The 16,445-nt window shown below is 42.0% G+C and carries 15 protein-coding genes; 6 read left to right on the plus strand and 9 right to left on the minus strand.

Annotation, left to right across the window (positions count from 1 at the left end):
- Positions 1-2 precede the first annotated feature (2 nt).
- Positions 3-1,106, plus strand: coding sequence for a S1C family serine protease (locus tag SY85_RS06530; protein WP_066402623.1), 1,104 nt, complete (start codon positions 3-5; stop codon positions 1,104-1,106).
- Between the two features lie 780 nt (positions 1,107-1,886).
- Here SY85_RS06530 and SY85_RS06535 read toward each other — a convergent pair.
- On the minus strand, positions 1,887-2,789 hold the full coding sequence (locus SY85_RS06535) for a sugar phosphate nucleotidyltransferase (protein ID WP_066409445.1): 903 nt from the start codon (positions 2,787-2,789) through the stop codon (positions 1,887-1,889).
- A 122-nt stretch (positions 2,790-2,911) separates the two neighbouring features.
- Here SY85_RS06535 and SY85_RS06540 point away from each other — a divergent pair, with 122 nt between their 5' ends.
- Both SY85_RS06540 and SY85_RS06545 read left to right on the plus strand, forming a co-directional pair.
- Positions 2,912-3,814: a 1-aminocyclopropane-1-carboxylate deaminase/D-cysteine desulfhydrase gene (locus SY85_RS06540; RefSeq protein WP_066402625.1), complete on the plus strand. Its 903-nt coding sequence runs from the start codon at positions 2,912-2,914 to the stop codon at positions 3,812-3,814.
- Positions 3,815-3,880: 66 nt separating this feature from the next.
- On the plus strand, positions 3,881-4,594 hold the full coding sequence (locus SY85_RS06545) for a hypothetical protein (RefSeq protein ID WP_066402626.1): 714 nt from the start codon (positions 3,881-3,883) through the stop codon (positions 4,592-4,594).
- On the opposite strand, the gene lipB is transcribed toward SY85_RS06545, so the two are convergent.
- Positions 4,591-5,313 (minus strand): lipoyl(octanoyl) transferase LipB, encoded by a 723-nt coding sequence (lipB, locus tag SY85_RS06550; RefSeq protein WP_066402628.1) that lies wholly within the window; start codon positions 5,311-5,313, stop codon positions 4,591-4,593. The two genes, SY85_RS06545 and lipB, sit on opposite strands and share 4 nt — an antisense overlap.
- Before the next feature lie 47 nt (positions 5,314-5,360).
- Between lipB and SY85_RS06555 the strand changes: the two genes are divergently transcribed.
- Positions 5,361-6,425 (plus strand): RluA family pseudouridine synthase, encoded by a 1,065-nt coding sequence (locus SY85_RS06555; RefSeq protein WP_066402630.1) that lies wholly within the window; start codon positions 5,361-5,363, stop codon positions 6,423-6,425.
- 201 nt (positions 6,426-6,626) lie between these two features.
- On the opposite strand, the gene SY85_RS06560 is transcribed toward SY85_RS06555, so the two are convergent.
- From SY85_RS06560 to SY85_RS06580, 5 genes are all read right to left on the minus strand, one after another.
- A complete protein-coding gene (locus SY85_RS06560) occupies positions 6,627-7,553 on the minus strand; it encodes a hypothetical protein (RefSeq protein ID WP_066402633.1) in 927 nt (308 codons plus the stop codon).
- A 10-nt stretch (positions 7,554-7,563) separates the two neighbouring features.
- Complete coding sequence (gene def, locus SY85_RS06565; RefSeq protein ID WP_066402635.1) at positions 7,564-8,148, minus strand: peptide deformylase; 585 nt, start codon at positions 8,146-8,148, stop codon at positions 7,564-7,566.
- An 81-nt stretch (positions 8,149-8,229) separates the two neighbouring features.
- Entirely contained in the window at positions 8,230-8,640 is a 411-nt protein-coding gene (gene ruvX / locus SY85_RS06570; RefSeq protein ID WP_066402636.1) for a Holliday junction resolvase RuvX, read from the minus strand.
- A gap of 160 nt (positions 8,641-8,800) precedes the next feature.
- On the minus strand, positions 8,801-9,751 hold the full coding sequence (locus tag SY85_RS06575) for a UbiA-like polyprenyltransferase (RefSeq protein WP_066402638.1): 951 nt from the start codon (positions 9,749-9,751) through the stop codon (positions 8,801-8,803).
- 88 nt (positions 9,752-9,839) lie between these two features.
- A complete protein-coding gene (locus SY85_RS06580; RefSeq protein WP_335583200.1) occupies positions 9,840-10,412 on the minus strand; it encodes an RNA methyltransferase in 573 nt (190 codons plus the stop codon).
- Positions 10,413-10,482: 70 nt separating this feature from the next.
- Here SY85_RS06580 and mutS point away from each other — a divergent pair, with 70 nt between their 5' ends.
- Positions 10,483-13,110 carry a DNA mismatch repair protein MutS gene (gene mutS, locus SY85_RS06585; RefSeq protein ID WP_226999088.1) on the plus strand — a complete coding sequence of 876 codons (2,628 nt, stop codon included), beginning with the start codon at positions 10,483-10,485 and terminating at the stop codon, positions 13,108-13,110.
- 150 nt (positions 13,111-13,260) lie between these two features.
- Here the strand turns inward: mutS and SY85_RS06590 are convergent, their stop codons facing one another.
- Both SY85_RS06590 and SY85_RS06595 read right to left on the minus strand, forming a co-directional pair.
- Positions 13,261-13,839, minus strand: coding sequence for a hypothetical protein (locus tag SY85_RS06590; protein WP_066402644.1), 579 nt, complete (start codon positions 13,837-13,839; stop codon positions 13,261-13,263).
- 196 nt (positions 13,840-14,035) lie between these two features.
- Complete coding sequence (locus SY85_RS06595) at positions 14,036-14,434, minus strand: SET domain-containing protein-lysine N-methyltransferase (protein WP_066402646.1); 399 nt, start codon at positions 14,432-14,434, stop codon at positions 14,036-14,038.
- Positions 14,435-15,038: 604 nt separating this feature from the next.
- Here SY85_RS06595 and mgtE point away from each other — a divergent pair.
- Positions 15,039-16,418 (plus strand): magnesium transporter, encoded by a 1,380-nt coding sequence (gene mgtE, locus SY85_RS06600; RefSeq protein WP_066402650.1) that lies wholly within the window; start codon positions 15,039-15,041, stop codon positions 16,416-16,418.
- Positions 16,419-16,445 lie beyond the last annotated feature (27 nt).

The following is a 16,445-nucleotide window of genomic DNA, read 5'->3' on the forward strand; positions in this document are numbered from 1 at the left end:
AGATGGATGACATTAAATTACTAGAAGCAGTCGAACTTTATATTTCAGGGCAAATGTCACCTGATGATCGCGTGTATTTTGAACAGCTACGCAAAACCAACCCTGAAATTGATCAGTTGGTAGTAGAACACACTTTCTTCCTACAGCAAATGAACCGCTTTGATGAAACCAAGGCGTTCAAGAGCTTGCTGAACGATACGCATACTCATTTAGCTGAAACAGGAGCTATTGCCTCCCCTACGGTGAAAGGCAAAGCCAAGGTTATTCAATTGTATAACCGTTATAAGCGTACTGCTGCCATTGCGGCTTCGATTGCTGGCATTACAGCATTGACAATGAGTAGCTTGATTTGGTATATGTCGCCAGGAAAACAACAAAAGAATGAACTGGAATATCTAAGTGGCCAGCTCAAAGACATAAAAGACCAGACTATCATTCAAAAGCAAGAAATCAATTCTATTAAACAGAATATTGCTACTCCTGTCATCAACTATACTACCGGAGGTACGGCATTTCTGATTAATGCAAAGGGATTGGTAGTAACGAATGCTCACGTTATTAAAGATGCACGCAATATTGTAGTCCAAAACAACGAGGGTAAGGATCTTAAAGTCAAAGTGATATATAATGACATTGCCCGCGATGTAGCCATCTTAAAAATAGAAGATACTGCTTTCAAAGCGCCTACTGCCCTGCCATATGCTATCAAGAAAACAGAGCCAGAAGTTGCCGAAACGGTTTACACCTTAGGTTTCCCTAGGAACGATATGGTTTATGGCGAAGGCTATATGGCTGCGAAAACAGGCTTTAATGGCGATACACTTACCTGCCAGATAGCAATTGCCGCTAATCCAGGAAACAGTGGAGGTCCTATTTTTAACCGTAACGGTGAAGTAATTGGTATTTTAAGCGCTAAGCAAGTGAGTGCTGAAGGTGCTGTATTTGCTACACAATCTAAATACATCCACCAGGCTATAGCTGCCCTGCAGTCAGATACCGGTTATAAAAAGGTAAAACTGCCAACCTCATCTTCTATAAAAAGCTTGGATAGAACTCAACAGGTTAAAAAGATCAGCGAGTTTATCTATATGGTGAAGGTGAACTAAGGCTGCGCGGCTGAAGCTCAGCTAGTCAGTGGTCAATAGTCATTAGTCATTGATCCGTCACACAAAACCAGAAGATCAAAACCTCTTTATAAAACAAAAGCACTCCATTTAACGGGGTGCTTTTTTATTTCCGGTTAACCAGACAGCCCGGCCTATTACCTGCATTTTAGCCAACCCTTCATAGGTTAAACCTACAATTTAAGGAACATAACTTATTATTTTCCAACCACTTACCAATTTGTTTCAACTATCCCTTTTATGGTCGTTTACAAATCGTAGCCAGATCACACTCCACTCACAAATCCTCAGTATTTATGTAGCAACTGGTTAAGAGAAGGATTTTTTTCACCCGGCAATAGTAAATAATACCACCTCCGGAATACAAAGCTGTTTGAACCATATGTAGAAAGGTGCATTAGAAGGAATCATTCTTAGCTCTTTTTCACATAAATCGACCGATTCTGCACCGTATTTCGTTCGATCCTATCTATTGAAGGAATATCGAAGAAGAATCGAAGGAAAATCGAAGAAAAGGGGATGAAGACCAGGCAAGGAATGACTAAATTCTTTAATAAGTAGCTATCTGTAGCTTGGGGCCCTGTTTTCCTTTTTCAGAAAACCTGGCATTAGGAAGGGAAAGCTCTTAAAACAAATAAGCACCCCTGAGGAGTGCTTATTTTATGTAGAAAAGATGAACTTTCGGATTTCCCTTTCACGTCTCACGTTTGACGTTTCACGAGCCGAGCCTTTCCTTTAGGGGATGAGCATGCGCTGCCAACCTTACTTCCACAATCCGTTAGGATAGGAGCCACTTTTTACCTGATTATTAATATTTTCAGTAACCACAGGAGCGTCTTCTTTGTAAGTAACACCAAACCATTGAGCGTTTGTAGGAATTACCTTGATATTGCCTCTACCGGTTTTAATAAAACGATCGGCTGTATAAGGAATCAAAAACTCTGCTTTAGGGTCGCTTACATTTTGTTCTAAAAAGGTCATGAACTCTTCTTGCAAAAAGCTAAATAAAGAAGGATGGAAACACCAGAAGTTCATTGATGCTTTTGCATCTTCTGGCACTGGGTGCTTGCTGCCATCAGCTTCTTCATATACCATTTTGCCATTTTCTCTATAGAGCTTAACCCGCTCATTAATAGCCACCAGGTTATTATTCTCCCCTACTTCACAAACACCACGGCTAACAGAACCGTTTTCAGAAAGTGTTTTATTCAGCTCATAACCTACTAAGCCATACGTTTTTTCATCACATTGAGTTGTCAGGAAGTCATATGCTTTCTGAAAACCATCGCTACCATAAAAGTCATCAGCATTGATAACGGCAAAGGGCTCGTTTACAACGGTCTTTGCACATAATATAGCGTGCGATGTACCCCAGGGCTTTTTACGATCAGCTGGTACACTAAAATCGCCTATATAAGCATCCATATCCTGGAAAACATATTCAGTCTTGATCTTACCATTCAGCTTAGGTTCAAAAATGGCTTTAAAGTCTTCAGCAAAATCTCTACGTATAATAAAAACCACCTTATCAAATCCAGCGCGGATAGCATCATAGATAGAGTAATCCATAATAGTTTCACCACTGGGTCCGAACTGTTGAATTTGTTTCATGCTGCCATAGCGAGATGCCATACCAGCGGCCATAATTACTAATGTTGGTTTCATCTGATTATTTTTAATTAATCTGTTTTTGTTTTTTTGTTTTCCAGGCGTAGCCTGTTTGATCATTCTGGATTTATTCCGGACAATTGGCAGCGAAAATAAATAAATTCGCCTCGAGCTTCACTATGCATTTTTTATCCTTTCCATCAATTAGCGTTCAGTCGCTAAAAAATTTATACCAGCCCTTTGGCGTAAACGTAGATGTATTGCGGCTAGATCAGATCCATCCATTGGTTTCCGGCAATAAATGGTTTAAGCTGAAGGAGTATGTAAAGCAGGCGCAAGAACAAAACAAAAAGCAACTCCTCACCTTTGGTGGCGCTTTTTCTAATCATATTGTGGCTACAGCTGCGGCAGCCAAAGAATTAGGATTACAGGCCATTGGTATTATTCGTGGGGAAAGATCGCAGCAATTGTCCCACACTTTACAAGAAGCAGAAGCATTGGAAATGGACCTGTATTTTGTTTCCAGGGAAATGTATAAGCTAAAAGAGATTCCACCTGTTGTATTTGAGCACTACGAAGGGCATGACATGCTGGTAGTGCATGAAGGCGGTTATGGTACTGCAGGCAGCATGGGAGCCGCCACCATACTTGATCATTGTGATCAGCGTAAATATAGCCATTTTATTACTGCTGTAGGCACAGGCACCACCTTATCCGGACTGGTAAGAGCAGCAAATATTGGGCAAAAAATCATAGGTATCTCTGTATTAAAAAACGCTTTCAGCTTGATAGAAGAGATCAATGCATTATTACCGCAACCGCTGCAAAACCGATATACACTGCTCCATGATTTTCATTTCAGAGGTTATGCTAAATCCACTCCTGAATTAATAGCATTTATGAACCAATGGTATGCAGCTACCACTATCCCGCTGGATTTTGTATACACTGGCAAGGCCTTTTTTGCTGCCGACCAGTTAATAAAGGAAGGATACTTTGCTGAGGGAAGTAATATTTTACTAATACACAGTGGAGGATTGCAAGGCAACCGTTCCCTGCCGAAGGATTCGTTAATATTCTAATGTCTATATTCGCTCCAATTATATTTGCGCATCGTTTTTGCTAAAAGACCCAACAATCCTGTGTTTATGAAAGGACTTATTCGCTTTTTTATTATAGCCGCCTTATCAACATCGGCTTCGTCACTTTTTGCACAGGATACACTGCCTCATTTCTCGGCTCGTCATATTGGTAATGGACGTGTGATCATAGGATGGATGAACACATTTACCAACATTAATCAAATCAGTATTCAACGCTCACACGATAGCTTGCAATTCTTTAAAACGATACTTACCGTAGCTGACCCAAAAGCGATCCAAAACGGCTACGCGGATAATAAAGCGCCTAATGACCATATGTTTTACCGGATCTTTTATGCCATGGAAGGTGGTTCATTTTATTTTACCCCCTCTAAAAGGCCTATACAGGATACAGCCGGAAAAATGGCCGTGCAGCCGCTAATACCGGGTGATAAAAAAGCATCTGATACAGCCAAATCAGTTAATGGTACTACGAATGGTAACATAGCGAAGAAACCAACCTTTGTTCCTTCTTTTTATGTGTATACTAACAAAGAGGGCTATGTGTATATCAACCTGCCGGACGCAGATAGCAAAAAGTATAGCATCAAGTTTTTTGAAGAAAACAATACGCCACTTTTTGAAATAAAGCCTATTAAGGACAAGGCATTAACACTGGATAAAGCCAACTTTATTCATGCCGGCTGGTTCAACTTTGAACTTTATGACGATGACAAATTAGTAGAGCGCCACAAGTTTTACTTAAATAAAGATTTTTAAGCAGTAGTTAATTCCACGTTGAAGACCTTTTCAAAATTCTTCTTCAACTTGCTTTTTACTTCTTCAAAATCTACTTCACGTCCTAATTCTTCTTTTATAGAGGTCACTTTTTTATTCTGTATACCACAGGGAATTATATAATTGAAGTAGTTCAAATCAGTATTTACATTCAGCGCAAAGCCGTGCATGGTAACCCAACGGCTGCAGCGTACGCCCATAGCGCAGATCTTGCGTTCCTTTCCTTTTATAAATGCATCTATCCAAACACCGGTTTCCCCTGCTGAACGTCCAGCCACAATACCATAATCCGCTAGTGTTAAAATGATCACTTCTTCCAGCTCACGCAGATAGCGACCAATGTCTGTATAGAATTTTTCGAGGTCTAAAATGGGATAACCGACAATTTGAGCAGGGCCATGGAAAGTAATATCACCACCCCGATTTGTTTGGAAAAACTGAATGCCTTTTTCAGTACGCTCTTGCTCATTGATCAGCACATGCTCCATCTTTCCACTTTTACCTAGTGTATAAACAGGCGGATGTTCTACCAGCAGCAAATGGTGTTGAGTAGGAAGTTGAAGTGGATCAACTTTCTCATCTGAACTATGAACCATTGACTTAAGCTTCACATTATCCTGAAGTAGCTTTTCCTGATAGTCCCAGGCCGACTGATAATCCATTTTTCCCAGGTCCTGAAAATGCACTGCTTGTTTTTCCATAACAGGATGCAAATTTACAGTCTTCTGAGTCGTTATTTTTGCAAACAATGAATCAGGAACAGGAACTCCCCGAAAATATAGAAAACGCCGAGAGCAGTGATGAACTGTATGAGCGATTCCAATTCAAGATCGATAAAGGCCAGGAGCCCTTTCGGATCGATAAGTTTTTAATGGGCCGTATAGAAGGGGCCACGCGTAATAAACTGCAACAGGCCATCAATACCGGTATGGTACTGGTAAATGGCAAGGAAGTAAAGCAGAATTACAAGATCAAGCCCCTTGATGAAATCATTGTGTATTCAGATGTATCGCCGGAAAGCACGGACGTAGTGCCAGAGAAAATGGACCTGAATATCGTGTATGAAGACGACGACTTGATGATCATCAACAAACCGGCTGGCATGGTGGTTCACCCCGGCAGCGGTAATTACACTGGCACCTTACTAAATGGGGTGGCGTATTACCTGCAACAAAAGAATCCAGAGATCAGCGAAGAAACCCTTCCACGGTTTGGATTGGTACACCGTATAGATAAAAACACCAGCGGACTGCTAGTGCTGGCCAAAACCGACAAAGCTATGCGCCACCTGGCCAAGCAGTTCTTTGACCACACCGTTAAGCGTCAATATGTAGCCTTAGTATGGGGTGAAGTAGAACAAGATAGCGGCACTGTGATTGCCCATGTGGGTCGACACCAACGCTTCCGCAAGCTATTTGCGGCCTACCCGGATGGTGAACATGGTAAAGAAGCTATTACACACTATAAAGTTATAGAGCGTTTGAACTATGTAAGCGTTATTCAATGCGTATTGGAAACCGGGCGTACACACCAGATCCGTGTGCATATGAAACACCTGGGCCACCCGCTTTTCAACGACGACTTCTACGGCGGTGACCGCATTGTAAAAGGAACTGTTTATACCAAGTACAAACAGTTTGTAGAAAATTGTTTTGCTATTTGCACCCGTCAGGCTTTACATGCCAAAACGTTAGGTTTTGTACACCCTACTACCGGCAAGGAAATGTTCTTTGATACAGAAGTGGCTGAGGATATTAAAGCGGTAATAGAGAAGTGGAGAAACTATACGGCACCTAAAAACTATGAGAGCTAACGGAGGCCCTCCTAAATCCTCCTTAAGGGAGGACTTCGCCACCATACAGAACCACAAGTACAAACAGCACTATATAAGAATAGCACTCCTACAAGCGGAGTGCTATTTTGTTTGTTGACTTAAATGTAAAAGAAATGTGCGCTGTTAAGCTGGCTTCTGTGCCTTGGGTCCCTCCCCCTTCGGGGGAGCTGGAGGGGGCCGCTATTTTACATCAAATATTGTCGCTGTAAACACGCCTCGCTCTCTACCCTTTCCAAACACATACCAATTGCCGGTATACCGCATAAGACGAGGTACAATATAGTTGCCCACTTGCTGCATTTCTACATCCATGTGAACATCAAAGTCATACACGCCGGCATCATAGCTTAGATCGTAAGAGCGGGCAATGATCTCCATGGTCCTTTGATTAAACCAAGTGGTAATGTTATCGTAAACAATCTTGTTTCTTTCTGAAGAACTCAAATCTGCTTTGCGCTTGATGGCAAAGACATAGGCAGGTTGGCCATTGAGGTCGGCAGTGTCAATAGAAAAGTCGTAATACTGCGCTACATCTTCATCAAACACATCTAGCTTGTCGCCAATGAAGGGAATACCCGGGATCTTTTTGCCGGGATTAAAGAACAACATTTTTAGCTGCTCTTTGTGCTTTTCTACACCCTTTTTGTCTTTTACATTGCGCTCTACTCCACTGACAATATTGGATTCTCCGCAGACAGTGCCCTTGGTAAAAAAGAGAGACGCATAGAGTTCGGCTGTATAATAATTATAGGCCCCGTCGTCATAAAAGTCGCCGCTTACTTTTTCTTCCAATACATCCATACTGCGACAGCCATTAACCCGTTTCTGGCGGGTGCGGCTATTTAAGGACGCCACTACACTTCCCTTTTTATCCCTCATTTGGATGGAGTTCAAAGAGGTAAATCCAAGTACACGCAGGTTTTTAAACGCTTTATAATAGGAACTATCGTTCTTAACACGTTGCAGAAAGCGCGGTACATTGAGGTCACTACGCACCACTACCTCGCTTAGGTTTACAGTGCGCCGTACCGCTTCTATGTCAGCAGTATCCTGACTAAAAACATTTGCAGTAAATAGAAGAAGGCAAAAGCAGAGCAGTACCCTCATGATATTCTCTTTATTTAGGGAACATCATTTTGTAATCTACGCGGATATTTCCTTTTGCGATATCGTCCAGCTTACGCTTGATCAATTTGCGTTTTAAAGGAGAAATATGATCAATGAAGAGTTTTCCTTCAATATGATCGTATTCGTGCAGGATGATACGAGCAGTTATACCATTATAGGTTTTGGTATGTTTTACAAAATGCTCATCCAGGAACTCAATAGTTACCTCTTCAGCACGGTAGATATCTTCCCGGATCTTAGGAATACTTAAACAGCCTTCATTGTAGGCCCAATCATCGCCTTGCTCTTCAATGATCTGCGCATTGATAAAGACTTGTTTGGTGCCCGGATCATCAGGATAGGTTTCTTCAGCACGATCCTGATCATCCATGTTCTCAAAGATTTGAGCACTGTCAATCACAAACAGGCGGATATCACGATTGATCTGGGGGGCAGCCAATCCCACACCATTAGAACCATACATGGTTTCCCACATATCCTCAATTAGTTTATCCAGCTGAGGATAATCCTTATTAATATCCGTTGCTACTTTACGCAGGATAGGGTGACCATAGGCTACAATTGGTAAAATCATTCGATTGCTGATTTGAGATTTACGATTTGTGATTGAGCGCAAAGGTAAGAAGAACACTCTCTGCAATCGCCAATCAAAAATCTAAAATTGCCTTAGGTACTCTTGTAGCATGATGGTAGCGGCTACTTCGTCCACTAAGGCTTTATTTTGCCGCTGCTTTTTCTTTAAACCCATTTGAGCAATGGCTTGGGAGGCCATTTTGGAAGTATAACGCTCGTCAACTTCTTTAACAGGCATAGCTGGGAAGTTCTTTTTAAACTGTTCGATGAACTTTTTTACTAAGGGCGTGGCATGTGTATCTGAATCATCCCAATTGGTAGGCATTCCAATTAGTATCAGCTCTACCGGCTCTTTAGCAAAATAATCCTTTAGAAAGCTCATTAGCTTGGGGGTTTCCACAGTGCAGAGGCCTGTTGCAATAATCTGCAAAGGATCTGTCACCGCTAATCCTGTTCTTTTACCACCGTAGTCTATTGAGAGAATTCGAGCCATTTTTGATGAGTAATGAGTGATGAGTAATGAGTTTCGTGAGTGGTGAGTTGTGAATGGTGAGTATGGACTCCAATAAATATTCCTTTTCCTCCCAATCCCTTAATTCTTTAAAATCCTAGTTCTATTTCTTCCTTATCCCTTAATCTCCCCAAATCGTGGTTCAGACAAATAAATCCGCGATTACAAACACCGCAAATACTACAGAAGCAATGCCATTGGCGGTCATGAAGGCAATATTTACGCGACGCAGGTCATTAGGCTTTACAATGGAATGTTGGTAAATGAGCATACCACCAAATACTAAAACACCAATCCAATATAACCAGCCAAAGCCACCAAACTTGCCTGCTGCTACCACACAGGCTGCGCTTAGCAAGTGTAATATTTCTGAAATACGCAGTGCATTTGCTTTTCCTACTGCCACTGGAATGGAATAAAGCTTATTGGACTTATCAAACTCCTCGTCTTGTAAAGCATAAATAATATCAAAGCCACTTACCCAAAACAATACGGTAAAAGAGAACAGAATAGGCAACCAGTGAAAATAACCGGTAACAGCAAGGTAGGCTCCTATAGGCGCCAGCGATAAACCCAGTCCCAAAATTAAATGGCAAAGAGGCGTAAAACGTTTAGTATAACTATATCCTAAAACGACCGCCAGGGCTACAGGTGATAAAGCTAAGCAGATCGTATTGATAAAATAAGTGGTTGCGATGAACAATACACAGCAAACAATAGTGAATGCCAAAGCATTCTTAGCCGTAATAATACCTTTAGGAATTTCCCTGATTGCTGTTCTTGGATTCAATGCATCCCACTTACGATCTAAATAACGGTTAAACGCCATTGCTGCGCTGCGGGCAAATACCATACACAACAGAACCAGTCCTAGTTTCCATACAAAAAAACTCCACTCATGAATATCATATCCCAGTGCATCTTCAAACTCATGCCATGAACCATATTCACGAGATAATGAGTTTAGGAATTTATATCCCAAAGAGAACCCTATCATTGCAAATGGCATCGCAAAAATGGTATGCGAAAACTTGATCAGCGATAAATAATTCTTCACCGTTCCTCCAACCCCTAAACTTGTGCTATTAGCCATAAAAGACTCTTTATATTCTTTGTTTGAAAAATTCCATTTTCTGAAGAAATGGAATTGACATAAACATAACTCTATTTCTCCCTAATCCTTACATCTCCCCAAATCCTGGTTCAGACAACTTAGCTCTCACCAACTCCCACAACACTACCCCACCAGCTACAGATACATTCAGGGAGTGCTTCATACCCAACTGCGGAATCTCTATACAACCATCACAAGCAGCAATCGTTGACTGCTCCACCCCTGTCACCTCATTTCCCAAGATCACGGCGATCTTCTCGTCAGGCTTAAAGCTCGCAGCATGAAGCTTAAGGCTATTCTCCGCCTGCTCTACCGCATAGATCTTATAACCCTCTGCACGCAGTTCAGCCATGGCTTCTTCAATTGGCTTAATGTATTTCCAATGCACGGTATCCTCAGCGCCTAAAGCAGTTTTTTTGATCTCTTTATGAGGCGGATGGGCCGTATAGCCACAGATATAAATGGCTTCCAGCAGGAAGGCATCAGCTGTACGGAACATGGACCCCACGTTATAGGCACTACGGATATTTTCCAAAATCACTACAATTGGCAGCTTATCCGACTGCTTAAATTCATCTACTGTTTTGCGGTTCAGCTCGTCCATGGAGAGCTTCCGCGGAATGATCTCTTCGTTTTTCACGGTGCAAAAGTACAGTTACTGAGGAATTGCTGTTGATAAATAGTCCATTGAGAACAAAGGATTTAGTTTGGTGTCTGTTATTTTTGCCGCTGCCACTATGAGTAAGCAAAAGACAGCCGAGACGCCACTGATGCAGCAACACAAAGCTATTAAAGCCCGGTACCCAGATGCCGTACTGCTGTTTCGTGTGGGTGATTTTTATGAAACGTTTGGACAAGATGCAGTAATTGCTTCTCAAGTTCTGGGGATTACACTTACTAAGCGTAACAATGGATCAGCCTCTGAAAACGAGCTGGCTGGCTTTCCGCATCATGCCTTAGACACCTATTTACATAAACTGGTAAAAGCAGGTTACCGTGTAGCCATCTGCGACCAGCTGGAAGATCCTAAAACCGTAAAGGGTATTGTAAAGAGGGGTGTTACCGAAATGGTAACACCTGGTACCACTACCAATGACAAATTACTAGAGCACGGCACTAACAACTTCCTGGCAGCGGTACACTTTGCCAACGAACAATACGGCCTGGCCTTCCTCGATATCTCAACCGGTGAATTCTTTACCGCTCAAGGTGATAGAGAATATGCCGAGAAACTATTAACTGGTTTCAAACCAGCCGAAGTAGTGTACCAGCGTCACCATCAGAAACGCTTTAAAGAAGAATTTGGCGCTAAGTTCTATACCTATACCCTGGATGAGTGGATCTTTAGTGAACAATACGCCCAGGAGAGCTTACTCAAACATTTTGATACCCACTCGCTGAAAGGTTTTGGTATTGACTCTTTTCATTTAGGTTTGGTGGCCGCCAGTGCAGTGCTGCATTATTTAAAAGACACAGAGCATCCTAACTTGCAGCATATTACTTCCATCCAACGCATAGAACAACATGACTACCTGTGGATGGACCGCTTTACCATTCGCAACCTGGAACTGTTACACAGTACAACTGAGAATGGCAATACACTCCTGAAAATATTGGACAATACAGTGACGCCCATGGGTGCCCGCTTGCTTAAACGCTGGATTGTATTTCCTTTAAAAGATATCAATAAGATCAATGAGCGACTGGATGTAGTAGAGCATTTTGTTTTGAACACAGACCTCAGAAATAAGTTGATGCATGCCGCTCGACAGTGTGGCGATATGGAACGCTTAGTGGCCAAGATCCCACTGAAAAAGATCAACCCAAGAGAACTATTACAACTGGCACGTGCATTACGCCAAATCGAAGTGATCAAGCAATTGTGCAACACCAGTGATAACGCCTATTTAAAGCGCCTGGCCGATGCGCTCAATCCTTGTTTCTATATTGCTGATAAGATTACATCGCACATTATAGACAATCCACCAGCACTTGCTTCTAAAGGCGGATTTATCAATGCATCTGTTCATGCGGAACTGGACGAGCTACGCAATATTGCCCATAACGGTAAAGAATATTTGCTGCAAATGCAGCAACGCGAATCGGAAGCAACCGGCATTTCTTCTTTGAAGATCGGGTTCAACAATGTGTTTGGTTATTATTTAGAAGTAACCAACGTACATAAGAATAAAGTACCCGCGCAGTGGATGCGGAAGCAGACATTGGCCAATGCCGAACGCTATATCACACCCGAGTTGAAAGACTACGAGGAAAAGATTGTTACGGCAGAAGAAAAGATGCAAGCTATTGAAATGCAGTTGTTTGACAGCCTGGTAAACGAGCTGCACGACTTCATCTCCAATATTCAAACCAATGCACAAGTAGTAGCTACATTGGATTGCTTGTGTTGTTTTGCCAACAATGCCTTGCAATACAATTATAAGAAGCCGCAACTTCATGATGGTAATGAATTGATCATTAAAGAAGGGCGCCACCCTGTAATTGAACGAACAATACCAGCCGGGGAAACCTATATCAGCAATGATCTGGAATTAAATAAATCAGAGCAGCAGATCATCATCCTTACGGGCCCCAACATGAGTGGTAAGTCTGCGCTCCTGCGCCAGACAGCTCTTATTACATTGATGGCGCATATGGGATCTTTTGTCCCAGCATCAGAGGCACATGTTTCATTAACCGATAAGATCTTTACTCGTGTTGGTGCTTCTGATAACCTCAGTGCCGGCGAAAGTACCTTCATGGTTGAAATGAATGAAACTGCTTCCATTATCAATAATGTAAGTGATCGTTGTTTGATTCTGTTGGATGAAATTGGGCGTGGCACCTCTACTTACGATGGCATCTCTATTGCCTGGAGTATTGCAGAACATCTGCACAATTCGCCTTTCCAACCCAAAACATTCTTTGCTACACACTATCATGAACTGAATGAGCTTGAAGAAAAACTATCGCGTGTTAAGAATTACCATGTAACCAATAAAGAGGTTGGAAACAAGATCATCTTCCTGCGTAAGCTAGCACCCGGAGGTTCTACCCACAGCTTTGGTATTCATGTGGCACGCATGGCGGGAATGCCGCCTGAGTTGGTAGACCGCGCTAAAGATGTATTAAAACAACTGGAAACCAAACATGTGGATGGAAATACCAAGCAGGCTATTAAAGAGATAAGCGCCCCCAAAATGCAGCTAAGTATTTTTGATGCCCATAGTCAAACCTTTGATGATATACGCAAAATGTTGGATGGTATTGATATTAACCGCCTAACGCCAGTGGAGGCTTTATTGAAGCTCAATGAGATCAAAGGAATGGTGAAATAAACGACCGCTACTATTATTAATTCAGAAATACGTTTTACTAAAAAAATAAAGATGCACCTGTTTTAATCAGGTGCATCTTTATTTTTTACTAGTACCTTGGTAATTATTAGATTAAGATTACTATTCACCTTCAAGCTACAGCATAAATTGTTATTCTGCGCTCTGGCCAAGAAAAATGGAAGCCACCTTTCCCTTCTCCATAGTGAAAACTAGTCCTCCATAAATACTGCCGGCTATAATTTTTGAAGAGTCAGCGATTGGTCTTTCAATATTTTTATTATAGGCAGCCAATACTTCATTTAAAGTGCTACCTATTTTGATGCCTTTACGAGTTGCCAGATCTGAGGAGGAAGTTACTTTAACGGAATTAATGGTGTAATTATCATCCTTGCTAACCATATCTATAACGATCCCGTTTTCATAAGTAAGGGTTTTGTGTTCTACTCCATCGGTTCCCCAAATTTCAGCTTCTGACTCTGAGTCGGCAGGCCCCAATATCTTATTTGTATAAAACATATCAGCCCCGAAACTAAGCGGGCCGAGTGCTTCATCTTTCATAAACAAGTTTTCTTTCGTTGCAGGTTCTTCTGATTTAAGTGTAGTATCAGCTGCAATAAGAGTAGTTTTTGTTACCGTACCACTTTCTGCTTTTGGAGGTTTATTTTCGTTAGAAGTACAGCTGAAGATTCCAATAGAAAGCAGACCTGTAACTAAAATAACATTTTTCATAAGGGATGAATTTCTGGTAAATCTACAGACCTGCTTTTTTGAAAACCCTTACATAAATAATAGACTGTAATAATCGTAGCGTCAACTGTTTACAGGAAATGCTATATTAAAATAACCTTTACTATAGAATACTACAATGTCTATTCCACTGAAAAGATTGGCATTTTCATAAGACACATTTCAGGATCATTCCAAACTATTTCGCATCAAACCAAAGTGGAGTTCTATCATTTGCTTCGCCATTATAATTAATTAACAACTCTCCTCCGGCTTCAATGGGCTGCACCGTAACTATGGCAATGAGTTGTTGGCGAAAATTCATCTGATAATCACAGTTGGAAGTATAGGCATGATTGTAAAGGGGTATATAGCCCAAGGCCATACAACATTGTTTTTCTGCTTTTCCCCATTTAAAAATGTAGTCGTGTAGTAGCGTTTGATCCAGCAGCGTCCAGTCTTTTCCAGACATTACAATAACTGGAGATATTTCAATGACTGTACCAGCATCTAAAGGCTCGCTAGTAAACACGCCTCTCCCCATCTCCTTTGTTTTTGCTACATATAATGCCTGGTGCAGAAACGATATTGGCTTCATAATGGCCGCAAAGATGGGAAATAGTCAATAGTTAACTGTTAACAGATATCCTAAATTCAGATACAAACAGGTGATCACAGAACAGTTAAGGCCATATCTTTTTTGTATCTTTAGCGTCTTCTCTTAAGGGTAAAATCTACCCTTCTTATTACAACTTTCACTACTATCTCTTACCATTTTAAAGCAGTAGCCAAGCAGCGAATACGGATCAGGGTACGGGTGAGGTAGGGCCGAGGTACGGGTGAGATACGGAGTTAAGTAGGCTTCCATACGGAGTAACTGACCATTCTATACGGAGTAACCATGAAGGAACAGAGGAGGAGCCATGAAGGTAGAGAGGCGTAGCCATGAAGGAAAGGAGGAGCTGCAGGCAAGGAAGGGTGAAGAAACCATCAAAATAGTAGGCCAGATGAGAAGATTTGATTGGCGTCAACCATATCCCCTTTTATTTCAATGATTAGTTCCAGACAAAAGCCTTGTTACCGAACAAGATCCTAGTGAACGGAATTCTAAAGTCCGATGCTTTTTTGATCCCAACTAGCACAAACATATCCTTCTTTACATTCAAGCAAGGAATTTGCATATTGCCCTGTAATTTTGAGGCATGGCGTTGGAGCAATTGACACAGGAATTTGAACATCTGTTGCAAACAGGCGACAATTTGGAGATCCGTCAGTTTCTGGATGACCAGAATATCAGTGATATAGCAGAATTGGTGTATGAGTATCCGGAGCAGGAGAGCAAGATCATTGCTGGCATGGCTGTGCATCGCGCCGTGGGCGTATTTAAAATACTTGAATTCCCTACCCAACAACGGATTATTCAAACCCTCCCTCCTAGCAAAACAGCCGAATTGCTTAACGAGCTGCCGGCAGATGACCGCACCTCTTTCCTGGAAGAATTGCCCAGCAATGCTGTACGAGAACTGATCAAGCTGATGGATCCTAATGAACGCAAGATCACCTTGTCTTTGTTGGGGTACCCGGAGAACAGCGTAGGCCGCCTTATGAACCCCGACTATGTTTATGTATACGAATACAACACCGTAGCGGAGGTATTGGATACAATCCGTAAGGTGGGCAAGAACACAGAGACCATTGACGTTATTTATGTAATCAATGAAAAGGGCGAGCTTTTAGACGATATCCGAATACGTGAATTTATCCTTGCTGACCCGGATATGAAAGTTGCGGATCTAATGGACGAGCGGACTATTGCCCTTAATGCATTTGATGACCAGGAAGTAGCCAATGAGGCGTTCAAGATGAATAACCGTGTGGCACTGCCAGTGGTAAGCAACAGCAATAAACTGCTGGGTATTGTAACGATCGATGACGTTTTGTGGGTAGCCAGTGAGGAGTTTAGTGAAGACATACAAAAGATTGGTGGTACAGAAGCGTTGGACCAACCTTACCTGGAAATGCCGCTTTTACGCTTGTTCAAAAAGCGGATCGTTTGGCTGATTGTATTGTTTCTGGGAGAAATGTTAACTGCCACCGCCATGGCTTATTTTGAAGACGAAATAGCTAAGGCCGTAGTGTTAGCGCTCTTTGTCCCCCTGATCATTTCCAGTGGCGGTAATAGCGGCTCACAAGCTTCTACGCTTATTATTCAAGCAATGGCGGTTGGTGAAATCTCCTTACGTGACTGGTGGCGTGTAATGCGCCGGGAGATCTCTTCTGGGCTATTATTAGGAACTGTATTAGGACTGGTAGGCTTCTTACGCATTTTTGTATGGCATTCCGTTACACCAGAAATCTATGGAGAACACTGGATGATGCTTGGCATTACGGTAGGTGTGGCCCTTTTAGGTGTGGTATTATGGGGAACACTTTGTGGAAGTATGTTACCCATGATCTTAAAACGCCTTGGCGCAGACCCCGCTGTAAGCTCTGCGCCATTTGTAGCCACCCTTGTTGATGTAACTGGCCTGATTATTTATTTCTCCGTGGCGTTCCTTACCTTAAGTGGAAAACTCCTCTAAGGTTATTGACTTATTTTTTGGCTTATG

It is taken from the genome of Flavisolibacter tropicus, from assembly GCF_001644645.1.
GTDB classification, from domain to species: domain Bacteria; phylum Bacteroidota; class Bacteroidia; order Chitinophagales; family Chitinophagaceae; genus Flavisolibacter; species Flavisolibacter tropicus.

Excerpts from the sequence above, each read along its gene's own strand:
- SY85_RS06530 (WP_066402623.1), top strand. The coding sequence starts at position 3 with ATGGATGACATTAAATTACTAGAAGCAGTCGAACTTTATATTTCAGGG.
- SY85_RS06535 (WP_066409445.1), bottom strand. The coding sequence starts at position 2,789 with ATGAAACCAACATTAGTAATTATGGCCGCTGGTATGGCATCTCGCTAT.
- SY85_RS06540 (WP_066402625.1), top strand. The coding sequence starts at position 2,912 with ATGCATTTTTTATCCTTTCCATCAATTAGCGTTCAGTCGCTAAAAAAT.
- SY85_RS06545 (WP_066402626.1), top strand. The coding sequence starts at position 3,881 with ATGAAAGGACTTATTCGCTTTTTTATTATAGCCGCCTTATCAACATCG.
- lipB (WP_066402628.1), bottom strand. The coding sequence starts at position 5,313 with ATGGAAAAACAAGCAGTGCATTTTCAGGACCTGGGAAAAATGGATTAT.
- SY85_RS06555 (WP_066402630.1), top strand. The coding sequence starts at position 5,361 with ATGAATCAGGAACAGGAACTCCCCGAAAATATAGAAAACGCCGAGAGC.
- SY85_RS06560 (WP_066402633.1), bottom strand. The coding sequence starts at position 7,553 with ATGAGGGTACTGCTCTGCTTTTGCCTTCTTCTATTTACTGCAAATGTT.
- def (WP_066402635.1), bottom strand. The coding sequence starts at position 8,148 with ATGATTTTACCAATTGTAGCCTATGGTCACCCTATCCTGCGTAAAGTA.
- ruvX (WP_066402636.1), bottom strand. The coding sequence starts at position 8,640 with ATGGCTCGAATTCTCTCAATAGACTACGGTGGTAAAAGAACAGGATTA.
- SY85_RS06575 (WP_066402638.1), bottom strand. The coding sequence starts at position 9,751 with ATGGCTAATAGCACAAGTTTAGGGGTTGGAGGAACGGTGAAGAATTAT.
- SY85_RS06590 (WP_066402644.1), bottom strand. The coding sequence starts at position 13,839 with ATGAAAAATGTTATTTTAGTTACAGGTCTGCTTTCTATTGGAATCTTC.
- SY85_RS06595 (WP_066402646.1), bottom strand. The coding sequence starts at position 14,434 with ATGAAGCCAATATCGTTTCTGCACCAGGCATTATATGTAGCAAAAACA.
- mgtE (WP_066402650.1), top strand. The coding sequence starts at position 15,039 with ATGGCGTTGGAGCAATTGACACAGGAATTTGAACATCTGTTGCAAACA.